Genomic DNA, 17,324 nt, shown 5'->3' with positions numbered 1-17,324 from the left:
TGCGCACGATCTTACGCCACGAAATAAATCTGAAACCTGACAATTTTTTTAATATGAAAACTCCTAAAAAACAAGGTATATAAATTTTCTTAACGTCCGAAATCGTTTTTTCCGAAATTGTAAGATACATCATTCCACCCAAATTTCGACAGAATCTTCGCCATCTTCAAATTCCAACAATTTGCCTGCCACACCGATATCGACCATCTGTAAAAGTTTTGAAAAGTCTATCTTTTCTAAAATGTCATTCTGTATTCCCTTCCAAATGCCTCCGTCGGAGATAAGCAGTTTCACTGCCTCCACGGGAATATTCAAATTCGTCGTCGACGAATCGTCCCGCGCTTTTATTTTCAGCAATTTCATTTTTCGTCCGGAATCGTTTAGATAGACGGTCGATTCTCTGCCGAGAAGTTCGTCACAACTGATTTGAAAAAGGTCGGCAAGAGTTTTAAGCAACAAGATATCGGGATACGTACTGCCGTTTTCCCATTTAGAAACCGCCTGTGCGGAAACCCCGCACCGTTCTGAGACCTGTTCTTGCGTAAGTTTCGCATCCTTTCTCAGCCGCGCCAATCTTTCTCCGAAATGATCCATAAAACCCTCCTTGAATCTATATCTGCATTGTACTATACTTTATTCAGTTTAACAAGAGAGCATCGGTTGAACAGGTATCTGAACGGTTGTATTTTTATCAACCAACGATTGAGTTTTATAAATTTTTCTGTTTTTTGATGAGGAACATACGGGTATACATACAGCCCGAATTTTCGCGCGCGGACGCATCGTCGTAAAAGTCGGGGAAAAAGAGTTCGCCGCACATCAAAACGTCGCCGCCCGCCGTAAAGGAAAGATTATTTTCGTAATTTTCTTGTCTGCGCGCGGTCACTTCGTAAACGTAAGCGGGATTGAGCCCCTTGAACGCGACGCGGGGCGGCGGAACGTTGGTGCGCTTTTCCGCGGCAATTACGGCAATCGCCGCGCCGCGGTCGGGGGACACGGAAATAAACCCGCCGTAATCCCCTCCGAAACTGTCGCCGAGGCGATAAAAATTTCCGAATTGTAAAAGTTTTCTGTGTTCTTTGTAAAAGGAAATTTGCGCAGCGACCGTCTTTTTATCCTTTTCGGAAAGTTTTCTCACGTCCAGTTCGTATCCCAAAAGCCCCCCGCAGGCGACGTTGAACCGCGTTTCCAACGGGTGCGAATCGCCGCTCTGATGGTTTGGCGAGGCGGACACGTGCGCACCCATGACGCTCTGCGGATAGCCGTAAGAACTGCCGTCCTGTATTTGCAGACGGTCGCGCGCGTCGGTATTGTCGCTCGTCCATATCTGCGGGAAATAACTCATCATCCCCAGATCGAACCGCGCGCCGCCGCCCGCGCAGCCCTCGAACAGCACGAACGGAAAGCGCTTTACGACTTTGGAGATCACTTTATATACGCCCAGCATATAGCGGTGAAAATATTCGCCCGCCGCCACGCCTTTGCCGAAACAATCGGTGAGCATACGGTTATAGTCCCATTTGACGTAGGAAGCGCCGCAGCGCGAGATCACGTCGCTGACGGTGCGGACGACGAAATTCTGCACTTTTTCGTCCGCCATGTTGAGCGCGAGTTGATTGCGAAGCCGCACGGGCGTCCTCCCGGGAACGCGCATGGCGTAGGCGGGGCGGGATCGGAAAAGTTCGCTCTCTTCGCTGATCATTTCCGGCTCGATCCAGATACCGAATTTCAGACCGCAGCCGCGCACGCGTTCGGCAAGTTCCGCGAGCGTGCAGCCGAGTTTTTCGACGTTGTCCGACCAGTCGCCGAGCGAAGACGTATCGTCGTTCCGCCTGCCAAACCAGCCGTCGTCCAAAACGAACAGTTCCGCCCCCAGGTCTTTGGAAACTTTCGCCATTTCCACGACGGAATCGGCGTTAAAATCAAAATACGCGCCCTCCCAACTGTTGACGAGCACGGGGCGCTCTCTTTTCTTCCATTTACCGCGCACGACGTGCTCCGCCGCAAACGCGTGCATCTGCCGCGACAGCGCGTCTTCCGTTTCGGCATAGCACATCGCCGCTTCGGGCGCGCAGAATTCTTCGCCCGCGCCGAGCGTCCAGTCGAACATAAAGTCGTTAATCCCCGCGATCACGCGGGTGACGCCGTCGTATTCGGTCATGCTCTCTTTGTGGTTTCCCGAATACAGGAGATGAAACCCGAACACGCCTTTTTCCCCTTTCGCCATGACGAAAGGATTGTGCGCGTGCGAGGACGCCCCCGCGCGGCTCTCGTTGACGAAGGTGCCGCCGCATACGGCGCGCGCGTTCTTACGGCGTTCGCGCGCCCATGCGCCGTTGAACGTGATAAACTCGAAACGCCCCGTCAATTCCGCCTGGACGCTCGCAAGTTTTTTGATATGTATTTCCTTTTTCGCGCCGTTCACGATCTTTGCGGACACGGCGATCGCGTCGGTGTCCTCAAACACGGTATAATACAGATAGAGCGCGACTTTCGTCGCATCGACGTATTTCAGTTCGAGCGTCTTGCTCTCGCCGTAAGAAGAAGGCAGATTTTCAAGAACGGGTTTTTCGGCAAGGATCTTACTTTTGGAATAGACGAAATTCGTGGAAAAGCCGCCGTCCGCATTGACGAGCAAAACGCTCTGCTCGTTAAAATCCCCCTGCCCGTATTCGGAAAAAAGACGGCAGGGCGAAGATCGCAGCGCCTCGCACCAGTCGGCGGAAACCAGTTTTTTCCCGTAATAGAGGATCTGCGCCGTATCCGCTTTGAGTACGAGCGTCGTGGCGGGCGTTTCCAGACGATATACAGTGCCCTTTTTCTTGATCATAATTGCCTCCGTTTTACTTAGAATCGGTTAAAAATCAGGGGGATTATATCATATTTTTCTTTATTTGTACAGCAAAAAGCCGATAAAGCGCAAAATCGATTGCGTTTTATCGGCTTTTTGAAACTTTTTGTTCAGCCCTGAGCGATTTCTTTGGAAATTTTCGAAAAATCCTGCGTTTTCTGATCGAGCATCAGTTTCTGCGCGGGCTGCAATTCATAATAGCCCTTTTCCTGCATCTGCTTGAAAACGGTGTACTGATCGTCCGCCGCCTTGTTGAAATTCTGCATGAACATGGTGCGCAGGCTCTTGGTGCTGCCTTCCTTGATCGCAAGAAGATAGTTGTCCATGAGCATTTTTTCCGTATTGAGCATATCCTGCAAAGAATCTTGCTCGTTCAGTTCGCTTTCCTTTTTACTCAATTTAGCCATGATAATTCCTCCTTATTTACCCGTCAGCATCTGCAAAAGCGTATTAAAGCGCTTTTCGTGACATTCCGCAATGCCGCACATACATTCCGCCAGCGACTGGTCGGTCAGCGTTTTGGAATACATTCTCGCCTTTTTGCACGCCATGCCTTCGCTCGCGAGCAGAGAAGAGAGCACTTCCAGATCTTTTGAACTGAAATTTGACATATTTACCTCCGTCAAAAAAGATGTACGCTAAGTATGCTCGTTCTAAAGAGGAATTATACGGAAGAATTATAACGTATAAGGCAAAAATTTCGATGTTTTTGCATAAAGAGGATGGCGTGGATTTCCCTGTTTCGTCCTGCCGATCATGAGATAATTGCCTTGAAATCCGTCATGTAAAAGGTCGACGATACGTTGCAGACACGTTTTCAGGTACTTTCTTTTAGAAATCAGATTGCCGTAAGCGAACAAAACGTCGCAAGCGGGATATGTTTGGAGCAGGTTTCGGATATGTAATAAGTTCGTCTGCATTAAACCGAAATCTTCTGATACGGACAGATCGTTCGGATCCGTTGCCCTCTGCGGATAAATATTTAACATAACCCAGTTTTTATAACCGTTGAAATGCGCCAACCGTATGGTACTTTTCAGCGTCTGATCGAATTTTTGCAATGTTGCCGTGCTCGGGTTGATCCCGAAACATAATAGCGTGCGCGAACGAGGATCCGCGACCTCACCCAACACAAAACGCGACCTGTCCTCTTCGTCGGTTTCGTACAGCCAAGCCATATTTACTCCTTTGTGTATAAAAATTTTCAGTTTTTGGGGAATATTTCGCGGGCTTCTGCCGCCATGATCTTCTGATAATTTTCGTCGGAAGAGAAATCGCGCTCTTTGTTGTATTCGCCGCCGAGAGCCTCGATGGCGAATTTGAGTTCCTGAAAGAGCACGTAATCGATATCCTCGCGCTCGATGGTCCCCATGAAAACGGGCAGCGCGCGCTCGTCGCCGTAGGAGGCGAGATAGGCGCATAAAAGGGGCAGTTCGCGATCGTCCGCGGCAAGAAATGCGTTCATCAGCGCGGCGTATGCCCTGTCGTCCTTGTTTTTCAGTTTGGAGAGGATCTCCAGAGCGTACGGTTCGGTCTCTTTGTCCTTGCAAAGCGCGAGCACCTCTTCGAGCAACAGATCGGCGTTGGGTTTGAGCATATCCGCAAGGCTGTCTTTCACGTGCTCGTCGTACGCGTCCTCTTTCAGCATTTCCGCATAGCGCACGGCGGCTTTCGGATTCGTGTTCAGAAGATTGATCGCGTATTGCACGAGTTGTTCGTCCGTTTCGTAGAGAAGTTTCAATAGCGGCTCGGTACAGTCGCGCCCTTCGAGCGCCTCGCACAGAAAATCGGGCACGGAAATATCCTGCAAAAGATATTCTTTGAGCGTTTCGACGAGCGCCGACTCGCTCATCGCTCCGAAATACGCGCGGGGCGTGGCGCCAAGTTCTTTCAAAGGCGTGTCCCCAAACTTTTTGTATAGATCCGCGATCAGATCTTCCCACTCGCTTTCGGTATGCTCCGCGGCGTGTTTTTCGATCATCTTCGCCATCTTGTTGTTAAAAATACCGTCGAAATCAATGAGTTTCATTTTTATCTCCTTGCCTGACCGCTTCCAATAAGGTGCGGACGTTCGTTTCGTCGGCGCGGAACGATTCCAGCGCGCCCTTGAAATCGCCCTTTCCCTTCCGCGTGAAGAGGAAAATCGCGCATGCCAGGCTTTCCTTGTCCGTCACCAGCGTCAACAGATTTTTTTCTTCCAGAATATTATACATTTTAACTGCCGCGCGGTTGAATTTATGCGTATGTTCGTTGCCGAGCAGACAGAATTTCGCCGCGCACATCGAATAGGCGGAAACGAAGATCTTGTGTTTGACGCGCCCCACTTCCAAACGCACGAATTCCAGTTGTTTGAACACGTCGCAGAGCACCACCGCGATGCTCGCGTCTTTGTTTCGCTCGAAGATCTTCCGCGCCGTTTCGATCTTGATGACGTCGTTCACGGTGCTGTCCAGAAACATTTCCTGCAAAAAACCGTACTCGCCCGCACGCACCGCCACATTCACGGCCAATAGCTGCAATTCGGGCTCCTGCCCGTCAAACTCGTCGAAACACCAGCGAAACAGCGGCACGAGGTCGTATTCCCTGCCGTAACGTCTGAGTTCGTCGCTTTTGACGTCCGAGAGCGCCGCCAACAACTGCACGCGCTTATCGCGCTCAGCTTTGGGAAGTTTATAAAAATAGTCGACCGCGGGCGGCTGTCCGCCCTCTTCCAGATACAGGCGCATCGCGTTATAATAATAGCGCGCGACTTCCGCATGGGGGAACACGTCTATGATCTTGCCGAACCCTTCCAGGCTTTCGCGGTATTTGCCGCATTTGCAGGCGGCTACCGATTTAAAGTAGATAAGAGTCAGATCGTAACGGACGATCTCCTCCAAAACGCAGAATTTTTCGTATGCCTCTGCGTCCAGTCCGCTTTCGCAGCAGACCGTGGCGATTTTGTACAGTTCGTCGGGATTTTCGGTGGAGATAGAAGCCAGTCTGCGCGCGATCTCGCGGCTCTTTGCCGTCTGTTTCTTTTCGATGAGCACGGCGCAGTAAGTGGAAAGCGCCTGCACGTCGTCGGGATCTTTTTCCAGAAGTTCCAGACAATCCTTTTCCGCCGCATCGGAATCCCCCGTGACGAGATGGCAGACGGCGAGATAATTTTTCGCCGCGCCCGCAAGGCGAGAGGCGGGATGCACCTTGGAAAACGCCGTCGCGGCGTCCTCGTACTTTCCCGATTTCAAAAGTTTGACGCCCTCGTCCACCGTTTCGCCGTAATCCGCTTTTTCAGGCGGATAGACCACCTTGAAAAGGCTCTTGGGCGAACGGGTGAACATACGCGCGATCTCCATTTTGCTTTCGGCGGGCACGTCGTCGTCTTCGGAGAGCATTTTATTGTAATAATAGGCGGACTGCGCTTCGTTTCCCACATTGTAATAACAGGCGGCAAGCCCTTCGTATGCGTCCGCGAGCGCCTCTATCTCGCAGACGGCAAGATAGCGGAACCAGCAGTTGATCGCCATTTCGTACGTTTCCATGTCGTCGTAAATTTCCGCCAGAAACATCCAGTCGTCGGGCTCCGCACCGTAAAGGTTGATCTTTTTATGGATCATGCGCAGCGCCGCGCAAAAATTCTTTTCGTCGCAGTAACGCTCGGCGAGTTCGACAAGACGATCTTCGCCCGCATCGAACGCGATTACTTTTTCATCCATTCGGGTACCTCTTATGTACGGGCGCCGGCAAGAAGTTTTTCGACGTCCTCCGCCGAAAAAACATAGTCCGTGTTGCAGTAATGGCAGTGCACGCAGATCTTCCCCTCCTCTTCGAGCGCGTCCATAAGTTCTTTTTCGCCCATGGAGAGAAGAACTCCCTCTATATAATTTCTGCTGCAATTACACTTGTATTCGGGTTTTAATGTGTAATATTTGACATTCCCGAAATATTTTTCCGCGATCTCTTCTGCGGAACCCTGTTCCACGAGCGAGCTGACGCTGCGGAAATTTTCCATGATCTCTTCGGTTTTGCGGATATTTTCTTCGCTCGCGCCGGGAAGCGGCTGCAAGATCACGCCGCCCGCACCCAGACAGGTCCCGTCTTTTCCCACCTTGACGCCCACTGCGATGGCTGTGGGGATCTGTTCACTGTACGCGAAATAGGCGGCGAAATCTTCTCCGATCTCTCCGCTTATCAGTTCCGTCGTCCCCACGAAAGGCGCTCCCTCGCCGTCGCTGCGGACGACGCTCAGGTATCCCTTGCGCCCGACGCAGCCGCCCACGTCCAGTTTCCCCGCCTCGTTGGGGGGAAGAAAAGCCGCGGGATCTTCGATCGTGCCGCGCATATGCAGGTCTTTGTCCCCGCTCACGCAGATGGGGCCGCCGACGCCGTCCCCTCGGATATTGACGGAAAGCGCCGCGTTTTCGCTCTTCAGGGAAGAACACATATATGCCGCCACGGTAAGCGTGCGCCCCAGCGCCGCCGCCGCCAGAGGCGAAAGGTTATGTATGCGGATCGCTTCGTTGACGAGTTCGGTGGTGTCGAGCACCGCCAAAGAAACTTCGTCGTCGAACACCAGCCCTCTTAAAATTTTATTTTCGGTCTTACCCATTTTCAGTTCCTCACACAGATAAAGTTCACGCGCGTTTTGTCGCCGTCGTCCCCGAACGCGCCCGTCTTTTTCACGAGCGTAAAATCAGCCTCGCGCAGGCAGCGTTCCACGTTCTCTTCTGTGTGGATATACTGCACGTGCCGCTCGTCGCCGCGCTCGAACGCGCCGTCTTCGCGCTTGGCGAAAATGGTAAAATCCATTTCCACACTGTCGCCTTTCAGTCGGTTGAACCACAGATACGCGACTTCTTCCCTGTCCTCGCAAAAGGTATTGTTTCCGACGATCTCTCTGAGTTTGTATTCGGAAGAGATATCGAAAAGATATGCCCCGCCCTTTTTCAGCGCGCCCGCCGCGCGACGGAAAGCGGCCGCAAGTTTGCTTTGCGGCACATAGTTGAGGCAGTCGTTCACGCACAGGGCGAAATCCGCCTTTTCAAACGTTTTCAATTTTAACAGATCGCACAGGATATAGCGCGGCCGCACCCCTTCGGAAACGGAAAGAGAGTTTGCTTTGGCGAGCATGCGTTCGCTCACGTCGTATCCCGTCATGGAATAGCCGAAACGGGCAAAGGCGCGCGAGAAACAGCCGCTGCCGCAGCCGATATCCAGCCCCGCGCCCGCGCGCACGCCCAAAGAAAGCAACTCGTTATGCAAATACTGCGACCATTTTTCATAGTCGCAGTCTGCATTCAGATATTCGAACCAATCCGCCAACGCGAAATACGCGGGAAAACGGCGCATTATTTGCCTTCCCCCTTGGGTCCTGTGCCCAACTTGTCCTTGGATTTTTTGGATTTTTTTCCTTTTTCGGCTTCTTCCGCGGCCTTCGCCTCAGCCTCCTGCTGTTCGAACATGGCATTGTATTCGACGTATTTCTTGTCGTTTTTATGCTCGTTCTCGTAGCGTTCGGAATCCTCCGCGATCGCCGTTTTGGATTCGCGCAGTTTTTTCAGATCTTCGCGCGAGAAAGCGTCGGGCAGTTCGTACACTTTCAGATTATCGGTGATGGGCTTGATGGGACGGGACGCGAGTTCGGATTTCGTGCTCGCGAGCGCCGCGTTGTATTCCTGCACCGCCTTGCTCTCCGCGCCGCCCTTGCCCGCCTTCGCGTAGATGCCGCGGTTGACTTTGCCGCCTTCCCTCTTGGATTCGAAGAATTTATCGAACGCCCACTGCGAGTAGTCGAACCACACGAGGAGCATGAAGGAAATGCCGAAAAGGATCATGATGACGATGCCGATCATCATAAAGAAAGAGCCGAGGAGCAGCAAAATGAGAGGGATCGCCATCAGCGCGATGAAGAAAATATTCTGGAAAATAAGCCCGAACGTCATCAGGAAGGAATTTTTCAGAAGTTGGAAAAATTTGAGTTTGTAATTTCCGCCCATGGACAGCATCCACAGATACATGACCGTCACGACGCCGATCGCGATATACGAAAGGACTTGTGACGTAACAAGGAGAAAGGCGACGCCGCCGTCTACGGACAGAAGATAGTTCGCCCAACTGATGCTCATGGTAAACAAAAAGAGCATGACCGCGTAAAATAGAGTAGACTGCATGACGATGACGAAGTTGATCTTGATGCCGCGCCAGAAATCATTGGCGATAAAGATGCCTTCCGTCCAGACCATGTTGCGGATGACGTAGATGCCGCCCGAAAGCCCGACCGCCGCGATGACGCACGCGACGATGATAAACAGACCGAACATGAGGTTGGTGGACATCGCCACGTTTTCCTGCAGGCCCGCGAGGTTGGGGATCGCGCCGAAGCCGCCGCCCATACCGGAGGCAAAGGGCATCAGCCCGCTCTGCACCTGAATGTAGAGAGAGCGGAACACGATCACGAGAATGAGCGGAATGAAAAAGATGAGCATCAAAAGGTTTAAAATGACGAGTTTGGAAAACCTGCCCTTGAATATATCCCAAAACAGCCCCCAGCGGTTGGAAGGAAGCGTGCTCCGTGCGTACGCGTCGTCCCTCTCCTTGCCTTCGAGCATGCGGGCGATAAAGCCTTTCTTTTCTCCTGTTGCCATATGTCCTCCGAAATTATCTTCTTACTAAATAAATAGCGAAACGACTTCGCAGTTTAAAATACCAATTCATTGTACTACAAAACAAAATTTTTTTCAATTAAATTGCTGTCGGGAAATAAAATCTTTGACTTTTTTTTCGCTGTATGGTAAGATACTGTTGCTAAATAGAGGAGCGGATGAACAAAAGTACCGTGCGCGCGGACAAAAGGCAGATTTTGGTGCGCGGGAAAGGGTATCTCCGCCGAAGCGCCGTTCGTTTGCCCGAACGGTTCGCTGGGCGCAAAGGTCAATACCCTTGCGACTGTCACCGACGTGGAGAACTATTTTTGCAGGCTGTTCCGACAAGGTCGGTTTCGGCGTTTCGCGCGCCCGCAGACAGAGTTTCTTTATTATTACGGCGGTGTCGGATTCGGCGCCGTTTTGTTTTACGGAAAAATTTTTGAGGAGCATAGAAAAATATGAAACAGTACAACGTCGCGATCATCGGCGCGACAGGAATGGTCGGTCAGAGATTCAGTCTTTTGCTTGCGGAGCACCCCTGGTTCCGCGTCGCCGCTTTGGCGGCTTCCCCCTCTTCCGCGGGGAAAAAATATAAAGACGCGGTCGGCAAACGCTGGGCGATGACCTCCCCCATCCCCGAAAAACTCGCGGACATGATCGTCTACGACGCGGAAGCGGATCTTCAAAAGATCAAAGAAAAAGTCGATTTCGTATTCTGCGCGGTCAACATGAAAAAAGAGGAGATCAAGGCGCTGGAAGAGCGCTACGCAAAGGCGGAGATCCCCGTCATTTCCAACAACTCCGCGCACCGCGCGACACCCGACGTGCCCATGATCATTCCCGAGATCAACCCCGATCACGCGAAAATCATCGACGCGCAGAAAAAGCGTTTGGGCACAAAGCGCGGCTTTATCGCGGTCAAGAGCAACTGCTCGCTGCAAAGTTACGTGCCCGCCCTGCATCCCCTTATGAAATACGGCGTAAAGGCGGCGGCGGTCACCACCTATCAGGCGATCAGCGGCGCGGGCAAGACGTTCGAAACCATGCCCGAAATTTTAGACAACGTGATCCCCTATATCGGCGGCGAAGAAGAAAAATCCGAACGCGAACCGTTGAAGATCTGGGGGCATATCGAAAACGGCGCCATCGTGAACGCGAGCGCGCCCGTCATTACGGCGCAGTGCCTGCGCGTGCCCGTTTCCGACGGGCATACGGCGGCGGTGTTCGTTTCCTTTGAGAACAAACCTTCCAAAGAAGAAATTTTAAAGGCGTGGGCGGAATTTTCGGGCGAACCGCAGGCGTTGAAACTTCCCAGCGCGCCCGCGCAGTTTATCCACTATTTCGAAGAGGACAACCGCCCGCAGGCGAAACTCGATAGGAACCTGGAAAACGGCATGGCGGTCAGCGTGGGGAGGCTCAGGGACGACATCCTGTTCGATTACAAGTTCGTCTGCCTTTCGCACAATACACTTCGCGGCGCGGCGGGCGGCGCGGTGCTGATGGCGGAACTTCTGGCGGCAAAAGGATATTTCGGCTGAGCCAAAGCCGAGGGAGAAATCTATGTTGAATTTTTTCAGAGGCAGCGCGACTGCCATGATCACCCCGTTCACGGCGGAAGGCAAAGTCAATTTCGAAGCCTTCGGCCGCATGATCGAGTATCAGATCGAGAACGGGACGGACGCGCTCGTGGTGCTGGGCACGACGGGCGAACCCGCAACCATGACCGAAGAAGAAAAAGAAGACGTGATGCGCTTTTCCAAAGAGCGCGCGGCGGGCCGCGTACGTTTGATATTCGGCAGCGGCAGCAACTGCACCGCCCACGCGGTGGAAGCGAGCGTCAAGGCGCAGAAACTGGGCGCCGACGGGCTTTTAGTCGTCACGCCCTATTATAACAAGTGTACGCAGAACGGGTTATACGAATATTATAAGGCCGTCTGCGAGGCGGTGGATATCCCCGTCATCTGCTACAACGTGCCGCCGCGGACGGGCGTCAATATTCAGCCCGCCACCATGGGCAGGATCGCCGAGATCCCCAACGTCGCGGGCATCAAAGAGGCGTGCGGCAATATGGAGCAGATCATGCACACCGCGCGCGAGGTGCGCGGCAAATGCGAGTTGTATTCGGGCGACGATCACCTGAATTTACCCATGCTCGCGATCGGCGCCGCGGGGCTCATCTCCGTCGTGTCCAACGCGCTCCCCCGCCAGATGAAACAACTCTACGAATATATGGCGGCGGGCGAGTTCGAAAAGGCGTATATTTTACAGGACGAACTGCTGCCCTTTACCGATCTCATGTTCTGCGAGGTAAATCCCATTCCCGTCAAGGCGGCGGCGGATATGCTCGGGCTTTCGGGCGGCGTCCCCCGCGCCCCTTTAACGGAATTGGAAGAGGCGCACAAGGCGGCGGTGAGAGATTCTCTCCGCGCGCTCGGCTATAGGGTGGACTGACATGACGAATCTGATCATCAGCGGCATTTTCGGGCATATGGGCCGCACGGTTTTGGAACTCGCGCAGGCCGACAAAGAATTTTGCGTGCTTGCGGGCGTGGATATGAAAAACGGCGAAACGGCGGGCGTGCCCGTCTACGACGGTTTCGATAAAATTTCCGCGGCGGCGGACGCGGTCGTGGATTTTTCCGCGGCGGCAAATCTTTATAACGTGCTTTCCTACTGCGAAAGAACGGGCGCGGCTGCAATTTTATGCGCCACGGGCTATTCGGAGGAAGATCTCAAAACCATCGAACGGGCGAGCGGAAAGATACCACTCTTCAAGACGGCGAACCTCTCCGTGGGAGTCAATCTCCTGCAAAAACTCGTAAAAGAGGCGGCGGCGTTCCTCGGAGAAAATTTCGACGTGGAGATCATCGAAAAGCATCACAACCTGAAAAAGGACGCGCCTTCGGGTACGGCGTACATGCTCGCGGAAAGCGTGAACGAGGCGTTCGACGGCAACAAAAAATACGTATACGGTCGCGAAGGCATGACGGGCGCGCGCGACAGGCGCGAACTCGGTATCCACGCGGTGCGCGGCGGCACCATCGTCGGCGAGCACGAAGTGATGTTCGCGGGCGAAGACGAGATCATCACCCTTTCGCACAGCGCGCGCAGCAAGCGCGTGTTCGCGGCGGGCGCTTTAAAAGCCGCCAGTTTTATGAAAGGCAAACCCGCCGGAAGATACGACATGAAAAACGTCATCGACGGTATGAAAAAATAAAAATGCATTTCGAAAACACACCATGCATCGAAACCGAGCGCCTGCGCCTACGAAGATTTACGGAAGACGACCTCGGTGCCGCGTTCCGCATATTCAGCGATCTCACGGTGAATACGTATCTGCCGTGGTATCCCGCGAAAGATTCTGAACAAACGCGTGCGATCCTGGAAGAGCGGTTCTTTCAAGTATACAGGCAGCCGCGCGGTTACAGTTACGCGATCTGTCTGAAAACTGACGATATCCCGATCGGATACATACATGCGAGCACGGAAGAACACCACGATTTCGGCTACGGGCTTTTGCCTGCGTTTTGGCATCGCGGCATCGTAACCGAAGCGGGAAAAGCGCTCATCGAGCAACTGAAACAAGACGATTTCCGCTTTATCACCGCCACGCACGACGTAAACAATCCCCGCAGCGGCAAAGTCATGCGGCGGCTGGGTATGCGCTATCGCTATTCCTACAAAGAGCAGTGGCAGCCGAAAAATTTCCCCGTTACGTTTCGGATGTATCAGTTAAATTTCGACGGCCGGGATCAGAACGTTTATCGGAAATATTGGGATCTTTCGGCCGTCCGCTTCATAGAAGATTTCGATAAAACCGAATAAGAGAGCGTCCGAAATTTCGGACGCTCTCTTTTTTACGAAAACATAAACAAACATAAACCGAATACGGCTAAAAAATATCCGCAGCCACGAACAATATAAACCGCCAAATCGCTCGGCTCGGAACTTACCTCGTAGCGATGGCCAAAATAGCCTTGGATGAAATTGGAGAATTTACAAAGATTGTACGCGTAACGGGCAATCAAACCCCCCGCAAAGTAAGAGAATACTGCTAAAATCAGCATCAATGTCTCTAAATGGCGCACGCAAAGAGCAACGACAAACGAGAGTATACCCAACGCATAGAGCGAAGCCGTAAATAATTTTCGCCTGGTATAATTAGACATGGTAATAATCCCCCTCTATGCTCTGTATCGTAATTTCGGCAGGGATTACATTCGAAGCGTTAGGATCTTTTTTTACATGAATCGTGCAATCTTCCGAAAAGCGACTGTCCGTCTTTAAATGCCCCGATAGAGTGATCGTTTCCGCCGTCACGCCGCCGACCGCCGAAACAAGAACGGTGACGGAAAAGTTTTCAATTTCGTACTTTACTCCGTACGGGATTTGCACACTGACAGAAAAGTAAGCATTAAATTCGGTCTGGGTCGCGTTTGATATATAATCAGAACCCTTTATATTCACGAAATCCTCGTAGTTGTCGAGCGTCAGCGTGCCTTTCGCGGGCTTGTAATTCATAATTGCGAGCGCCGTGCCGACAGCGAAGATCACCGCGAGCAGCGCGGCTGCCAGCCATTCATATTTTGTGATTTTTTTAAAAACGACTTCATAATACGTACCGTCATCTATCTCGTCCATTTTCATTTTCCCTCTTCGTTGAACATTTTGAAAAATTCTTTGACCGCGTAGGAAAGCGGCTGGTTTTTAGGGAAGGCAATGCCGACGGCGCGCGCGGGAAGCGGCGGATCCGTGCGGATCTCGACGAGCGATTTTTCTTCGTTGAGTTCGCGCCTGACGTATTCGCGCGGCGCACACGCGATGCCCACGCCGTTTTTCGCGAGTTGGATCAGAAGTTCCAGGCTTCCGCATTCAATCTCGGGATGCAGATGCACGCCGATGGAATGGGAAAACTGAATGATCGCCTTGCGCGTGACCGTGCTCATGTCCAGCATCAGAAGCGGATAATCGTGCATGGAATTGAGCGGCTGCACTTCCTTGGAAAGTTCCGCGTAATTTTCGTTGGCGACGAAAATATCGTGCAGCGGCATGACCACGCTCGTGAGGTTGATGTCTTTGTCCTCGATGGGCAGATTCAGAAAGGCGATGTCGCACTTGTTGTTCTTCAATAAGTCAAGCGTTTCCGTGGTGATGCAGTTGACGAGATTGAGTTTGACGCTCGGGAATTTTGCGTGATATTCCGCGATCTTGTCGATGAGCACGTAAGAAAAAATGGTATCCGACGCGCTGATACGGATAGTGCCCGTCGCGGTCTGGTTGATCTCTTTCAGTTTGTTTTCCGCCGTTTCCAATTGACCGAGCGCGCGCTCGACGATGTCGAATATCTGCTTGCCGCCCTGTTCGGAAAGTTCCATGCCGCGGTGCGTGCGGTTGAACAGCGGCGTATCCAACTGCCCTTCCAACTGTTTGATCGCCTGCGAGACCGCAGGCTGGCTGATAAAAAGTTCCTCCGCCGCGCGCGTCAGGCTGCCGCACTTCGCGACGGTATAAAAGACGCGGTATAATTCCAGGTTTACCATAAAACTCTCCTTTATTTGCCCACGCAGAATTTTGCGAATATTTCGTCGATGATCGCCTCGTTCGCAGTCATGCCGCTGATCTCTCCCAGAGCGTCCCACGCGGCTTTCAAGTCGATCCCGAGAAGATCGAGCGGCGCATTGCCGCAGGCGCGATATGCGGCTTCGACGCCTTCGAGAGCCTTCCCCAACGCGAAATAATGGCGCTGCTCGATAAGGTATTCCGCGTCCGCGCTGTAACCTTGGAGGCTCTTTTCCAGCATCATCTGTTTGAGCGTTTGGATATTTTCGCCCGTTTTCGCGCTCACGCGGATATCGGCACGCATCCCGCGCGCGTCGGACAGGTCGGATTTATTGTATACGACGATCTTATTCTTGTTTTCGATCTTTTCGGCGATCGATCTGTCCTCTTCGGAAAATTCTTCGCCCGCGTCGAGCACGAAGAGCACGAGGTCGGCGCCCTCCGTAAGTTGCCGCGCGCGCTCGATGCCGATATTCTCAATCTCGTTCTCGCTCTCGCGCTGCCCCGCGGTATCGTAGAGATTAAAGCGTACGCCCCCGATCTCGAGCGCCCCCTCCACCGCGTCGCGCGTGGTGCCCGCAACGGACGAAACGATCGCCTTATCCGCGCCGAGCAATGCGTTCAAAAGCGAACTCTTCCCCGTGTTCGGCCGCCCCGCGATGACCACGTTGACGCCCTGCCGTATCTTTTGCCCCACCGAATAGGTGCCCCGAAGTTCGATCAGTTTATCGCGGATCGCGCCGATTTTAGTTTTGACGTCGGCAAGGTCGGTGTGTTCGAGATCTTCCTCGGGAAAATCGACGTCCGCGTCGATGCCCGCCAAAATTTCCGTCAGCGACGCTTGCAGTCCGTCGGCGACCTTTTTCAGGCGCTCGCAGTACAGCATATATCCAGCGCGCACTTCCGCCTCGCTCTCGCCGTTGATCATGTCGATGAGCCCCTCCGCGGAAGAAAGGGAAAGTTTTCCGTTTAAGAACGCGCGCTTGGTGAATTCGCCGCGCTGCGCGCCCGCCGCGCCCAGTTCGAAAGCGCGCCGCAGAACGCCGCGCGCGATGCTTGACCCGCCGTGGCAGTGAAATTCCACCACGTCCTCGCCCGTAAAACTTTTGGGCGCGCGGAAATAGACGCACAGCCCGTAATCTTTAAAATCGCCCGCGTCTATCTCGCCGGGGTACATATGATTGGGCGAAAACGCCGCAACCGCCGTTTTGCCCGCGGGAACAAACATTTTTTCCGCAATGGAAAGCGGGTCGCCGCCGCTGATGCGGATGATCGCGACGCCGCCTTTCCCGGGCGGCGTGGATATCGCGGCTATATTGGGATTTTTCATACGCTGCGCCTCTTCTGCCTGTCGTTTTTTATCATCCCGATTATATCATAAGCGAGCCTTCTTGTCAATCGGCATAAAATAAAGCGCGGCCTGAAAAGCCGCGCTTTCGTTCAGTTAAAGAAATCGTCGGGGTCGTTGTCGTCCTTCTTGCCCCCCTCGTTCTTGTCTTGGGAAGAAAATTCGTCGAACGGATCGTCGGGCGGAGCAGGCGCGTCGCCGTTGTACGAGTCCTGCCCGTAAGGAGTATTGCCGTACGGATTGTAGGGATTTCCCTGCTGTGCGCGGCGCATGCGCTCCATCTGCTCCTGCATAAATTTTTCGTAGTTGACCGCGGGATTGTTGCGGATGGCGAACAGGAAAAACGCCGATACGGGAAACAGCGCGGAAATGATGGTGAACAGCACATGCCCGCGGGCGTAATAGGTGCGGAAAATAGCGATATACAGGAATACGAACACGAAGAGATAGATCCACGACAAAATACTGTACACGATATCGCCGACCTTATAGAGGTTGAATAACCATAAAGGCACGGAATCTACGATCTGCAGTCCGCCGCTGCCCTTTACGGGTTCGAGATAATAGCCGCCGTCGATGATATAGTACTGCGGCACGTAAGAGCAGAGAAACGCCAGTATGACGACGATCTCGGTGATCATGGCGATCAGCCCGATCTTCTTGAACGTATGATTGAAAAAGCGCGTGTCGCCTGCAAGTTCCCCCATCAGATAGGTGCTGGCGACGGGCACGAAGGCGCACCAGACGAGTTTATCTTTGCCCGCGTTTTTCGCCATGGTGGAAAGCGCGATCGCCTTGAACACGTAGATCACCGCGTACAGGCAGAGGGACACGATGAGAGCCGTCGAGCAGTCCCATACGCGGAATCCCGCTTCGACGCCCAGCAATGGATTGCAGAACGAGAAAAATATCGAAAATAATACGAATAATTCCATTTGAT

General features: G+C 52.9%; 19 protein-coding genes and 1 riboswitch. Of the genes, 4 read left to right on the top strand and 15 right to left on the bottom strand.

From position 1 onward, the window contains the following. Positions 1-129: 129 nt before the first annotated feature. The 10 genes from ESZ91_RS08345 to ESZ91_RS08305 form a co-directional block, all read right to left on the bottom strand. Positions 130-594 carry a helix-turn-helix domain-containing protein gene (locus ESZ91_RS08345; protein WP_129226085.1) on the bottom strand — a complete coding sequence of 155 codons (465 nt, stop codon included), beginning with the start codon at positions 592-594 and terminating at the stop codon, positions 130-132. A 115-nt stretch (positions 595-709) separates the two neighbouring features. Then, on the bottom strand, positions 710-2,830 hold the full coding sequence (locus ESZ91_RS08340; protein WP_129226083.1) for an alpha-galactosidase: 2,121 nt from the start codon (positions 2,828-2,830) through the stop codon (positions 710-712). A gap of 131 nt (positions 2,831-2,961) precedes the next feature. Then, positions 2,962-3,258, bottom strand: a complete 297-nt coding sequence (locus tag ESZ91_RS08335; protein ID WP_129226079.1) for a spore coat protein — start codon at positions 3,256-3,258, stop codon at positions 2,962-2,964. A gap of 12 nt (positions 3,259-3,270) precedes the next feature. After that, a complete protein-coding gene (locus tag ESZ91_RS08330) occupies positions 3,271-3,462 on the bottom strand; it encodes a hypothetical protein (protein WP_129226077.1) in 192 nt (63 codons plus the stop codon). 66 nt (positions 3,463-3,528) lie between these two features. Then, a complete protein-coding gene (locus tag ESZ91_RS11665; protein ID WP_161971104.1) occupies positions 3,529-4,029 on the bottom strand; it encodes a DUF1643 domain-containing protein in 501 nt (166 codons plus the stop codon). 26 nt (positions 4,030-4,055) lie between these two features. Then, a complete protein-coding gene (locus ESZ91_RS11660) occupies positions 4,056-4,880 on the bottom strand; it encodes a hypothetical protein (RefSeq protein ID WP_161971103.1) in 825 nt (274 codons plus the stop codon). Then, the gene (locus ESZ91_RS08320) at positions 4,867-6,549 is read right to left on the bottom strand and encodes a tetratricopeptide repeat protein (protein ID WP_129226071.1); all 1,683 of its coding nucleotides are present in this window, start codon (positions 6,547-6,549) and stop codon (positions 4,867-4,869) included. Before ESZ91_RS08320 ends, ESZ91_RS11660 begins: the two co-directional genes overlap by 14 nt. An 11-nt stretch (positions 6,550-6,560) precedes the next feature. Beyond that, positions 6,561-7,442, bottom strand: a complete 882-nt coding sequence (gene hslO, locus ESZ91_RS08315) for an Hsp33 family molecular chaperone HslO (protein ID WP_129226069.1) — start codon at positions 7,440-7,442, stop codon at positions 6,561-6,563. Between the two features lie 2 nt (positions 7,443-7,444). After that, positions 7,445-8,182 (bottom strand): class I SAM-dependent methyltransferase, encoded by a 738-nt coding sequence (locus ESZ91_RS08310; protein ID WP_129226066.1) that lies wholly within the window; start codon positions 8,180-8,182, stop codon positions 7,445-7,447. Further along, positions 8,182-9,477: a hypothetical protein gene (locus tag ESZ91_RS08305; RefSeq protein ID WP_129226063.1), complete on the bottom strand. Its 1,296-nt coding sequence runs from the start codon at positions 9,475-9,477 to the stop codon at positions 8,182-8,184. Before ESZ91_RS08305 ends, ESZ91_RS08310 begins: the two co-directional genes overlap by 1 nt. Positions 9,478-9,634: 157 nt before the next feature. After that, a riboswitch (Lysine riboswitch) is annotated at positions 9,635-9,808 on the top strand. 127 nt (positions 9,809-9,935) lie between these two features. Between ESZ91_RS08305 and asd the strand changes: the two genes are divergently transcribed. Genes asd through ESZ91_RS08285 form a run of 4 tightly spaced genes read left to right on the top strand, consistent with a single transcriptional unit; the run spans position 9,936 to position 13,302 of the window. Next, positions 9,936-11,015, top strand: coding sequence for an aspartate-semialdehyde dehydrogenase (gene asd / locus ESZ91_RS08300; RefSeq protein ID WP_129226060.1), 1,080 nt, complete (start codon positions 9,936-9,938; stop codon positions 11,013-11,015). 22 nt (positions 11,016-11,037) lie between these two features. Further along, positions 11,038-11,928 (top strand): 4-hydroxy-tetrahydrodipicolinate synthase, encoded by an 891-nt coding sequence (dapA, locus tag ESZ91_RS08295; RefSeq protein ID WP_129226058.1) that lies wholly within the window; start codon positions 11,038-11,040, stop codon positions 11,926-11,928. Between the two features lies 1 nt (position 11,929). Beyond that, positions 11,930-12,694 (top strand): 4-hydroxy-tetrahydrodipicolinate reductase, encoded by a 765-nt coding sequence (gene dapB, locus ESZ91_RS08290; protein ID WP_129226055.1) that lies wholly within the window; start codon positions 11,930-11,932, stop codon positions 12,692-12,694. Positions 12,695-12,696: 2 nt separating this feature from the next. After that, entirely contained in the window at positions 12,697-13,302 is a 606-nt protein-coding gene (locus ESZ91_RS08285) for a GNAT family N-acetyltransferase (RefSeq protein ID WP_129226053.1), read from the top strand. Between the two features lie 32 nt (positions 13,303-13,334). Here the strand turns inward: ESZ91_RS08285 and ESZ91_RS08280 are convergent, their stop codons facing one another. From ESZ91_RS08280 to ESZ91_RS08260, 5 genes are all read right to left on the bottom strand, one after another. Then, a complete protein-coding gene (locus ESZ91_RS08280) occupies positions 13,335-13,646 on the bottom strand; it encodes a hypothetical protein (RefSeq protein WP_129226051.1) in 312 nt (103 codons plus the stop codon). Then, positions 13,639-14,118 carry a hypothetical protein gene (locus tag ESZ91_RS08275; protein ID WP_129226048.1) on the bottom strand — a complete coding sequence of 160 codons (480 nt, stop codon included), beginning with the start codon at positions 14,116-14,118 and terminating at the stop codon, positions 13,639-13,641. Before ESZ91_RS08275 ends, ESZ91_RS08280 begins: the two co-directional genes overlap by 8 nt. A gap of 2 nt (positions 14,119-14,120) precedes the next feature. Beyond that, positions 14,121-15,017, bottom strand: coding sequence for a LysR family transcriptional regulator (locus ESZ91_RS08270; protein ID WP_129226045.1), 897 nt, complete (start codon positions 15,015-15,017; stop codon positions 14,121-14,123). 11 nt (positions 15,018-15,028) lie between these two features. After that, positions 15,029-16,366 (bottom strand): tRNA uridine-5-carboxymethylaminomethyl(34) synthesis GTPase MnmE, encoded by a 1,338-nt coding sequence (gene mnmE / locus ESZ91_RS08265; protein ID WP_129226042.1) that lies wholly within the window; start codon positions 16,364-16,366, stop codon positions 15,029-15,031. Positions 16,367-16,476: 110 nt separating this feature from the next. Beyond that, a complete protein-coding gene (locus ESZ91_RS08260; RefSeq protein WP_129226039.1) occupies positions 16,477-17,319 on the bottom strand; it encodes a hypothetical protein in 843 nt (280 codons plus the stop codon). Between the last annotated feature and the right edge of the window lie 5 nt (positions 17,320-17,324).

The organism is Candidatus Borkfalkia ceftriaxoniphila, assembly GCF_004134775.1.
Classification (GTDB): Bacteria; Bacillota; Clostridia; order Christensenellales; family Borkfalkiaceae; genus Borkfalkia; species Borkfalkia ceftriaxoniphila.
The sequence above is the reverse complement of the archived record's forward strand: the minus strand, read 5'-3'. Positions and strand labels throughout refer to the sequence as shown.

Excerpts from the sequence above, each read along its gene's own strand:
- dapB (WP_129226055.1), top strand. The coding sequence starts at position 11,930 with ATGACGAATCTGATCATCAGCGGCATTTTCGGGCATATGGGCCGCACG.
- ESZ91_RS08305 (WP_129226063.1), bottom strand. The coding sequence starts at position 9,477 with ATGGCAACAGGAGAAAAGAAAGGCTTTATCGCCCGCATGCTCGAAGGC.
- ESZ91_RS08310 (WP_129226066.1), bottom strand. The coding sequence starts at position 8,182 with ATGCGCCGTTTTCCCGCGTATTTCGCGTTGGCGGATTGGTTCGAATAT.
- ESZ91_RS11660 (WP_161971103.1), bottom strand. The coding sequence starts at position 4,880 with ATGAAACTCATTGATTTCGACGGTATTTTTAACAACAAGATGGCGAAG.
- ESZ91_RS08340 (WP_129226083.1), bottom strand. The coding sequence starts at position 2,830 with ATGATCAAGAAAAAGGGCACTGTATATCGTCTGGAAACGCCCGCCACG.
- asd (WP_129226060.1), top strand. The coding sequence starts at position 9,936 with ATGAAACAGTACAACGTCGCGATCATCGGCGCGACAGGAATGGTCGGT.
- hslO (WP_129226069.1), bottom strand. The coding sequence starts at position 7,442 with ATGGGTAAGACCGAAAATAAAATTTTAAGAGGGCTGGTGTTCGACGAC.
- ESZ91_RS08320 (WP_129226071.1), bottom strand. The coding sequence starts at position 6,549 with ATGGATGAAAAAGTAATCGCGTTCGATGCGGGCGAAGATCGTCTTGTC.
- mnmE (WP_129226042.1), bottom strand. The coding sequence starts at position 16,366 with ATGAAAAATCCCAATATAGCCGCGATATCCACGCCGCCCGGGAAAGGC.
- ESZ91_RS08285 (WP_129226053.1), top strand. The coding sequence starts at position 12,697 with ATGCATTTCGAAAACACACCATGCATCGAAACCGAGCGCCTGCGCCTA.
- ESZ91_RS08275 (WP_129226048.1), bottom strand. The coding sequence starts at position 14,118 with ATGGACGAGATAGATGACGGTACGTATTATGAAGTCGTTTTTAAAAAA.
- ESZ91_RS08270 (WP_129226045.1), bottom strand. The coding sequence starts at position 15,017 with ATGGTAAACCTGGAATTATACCGCGTCTTTTATACCGTCGCGAAGTGC.
- ESZ91_RS08335 (WP_129226079.1), bottom strand. The coding sequence starts at position 3,258 with ATGGCTAAATTGAGTAAAAAGGAAAGCGAACTGAACGAGCAAGATTCT.
- dapA (WP_129226058.1), top strand. The coding sequence starts at position 11,038 with ATGTTGAATTTTTTCAGAGGCAGCGCGACTGCCATGATCACCCCGTTC.
- ESZ91_RS08345 (WP_129226085.1), bottom strand. The coding sequence starts at position 594 with ATGGATCATTTCGGAGAAAGATTGGCGCGGCTGAGAAAGGATGCGAAA.
- ESZ91_RS11665 (WP_161971104.1), bottom strand. The coding sequence starts at position 4,029 with ATGGCTTGGCTGTACGAAACCGACGAAGAGGACAGGTCGCGTTTTGTG.
- ESZ91_RS08280 (WP_129226051.1), bottom strand. The coding sequence starts at position 13,646 with ATGTCTAATTATACCAGGCGAAAATTATTTACGGCTTCGCTCTATGCG.
- ESZ91_RS08260 (WP_129226039.1), bottom strand. The coding sequence starts at position 17,319 with ATGGAATTATTCGTATTATTTTCGATATTTTTCTCGTTCTGCAATCCA.
- ESZ91_RS08330 (WP_129226077.1), bottom strand. The coding sequence starts at position 3,462 with ATGTCAAATTTCAGTTCAAAAGATCTGGAAGTGCTCTCTTCTCTGCTC.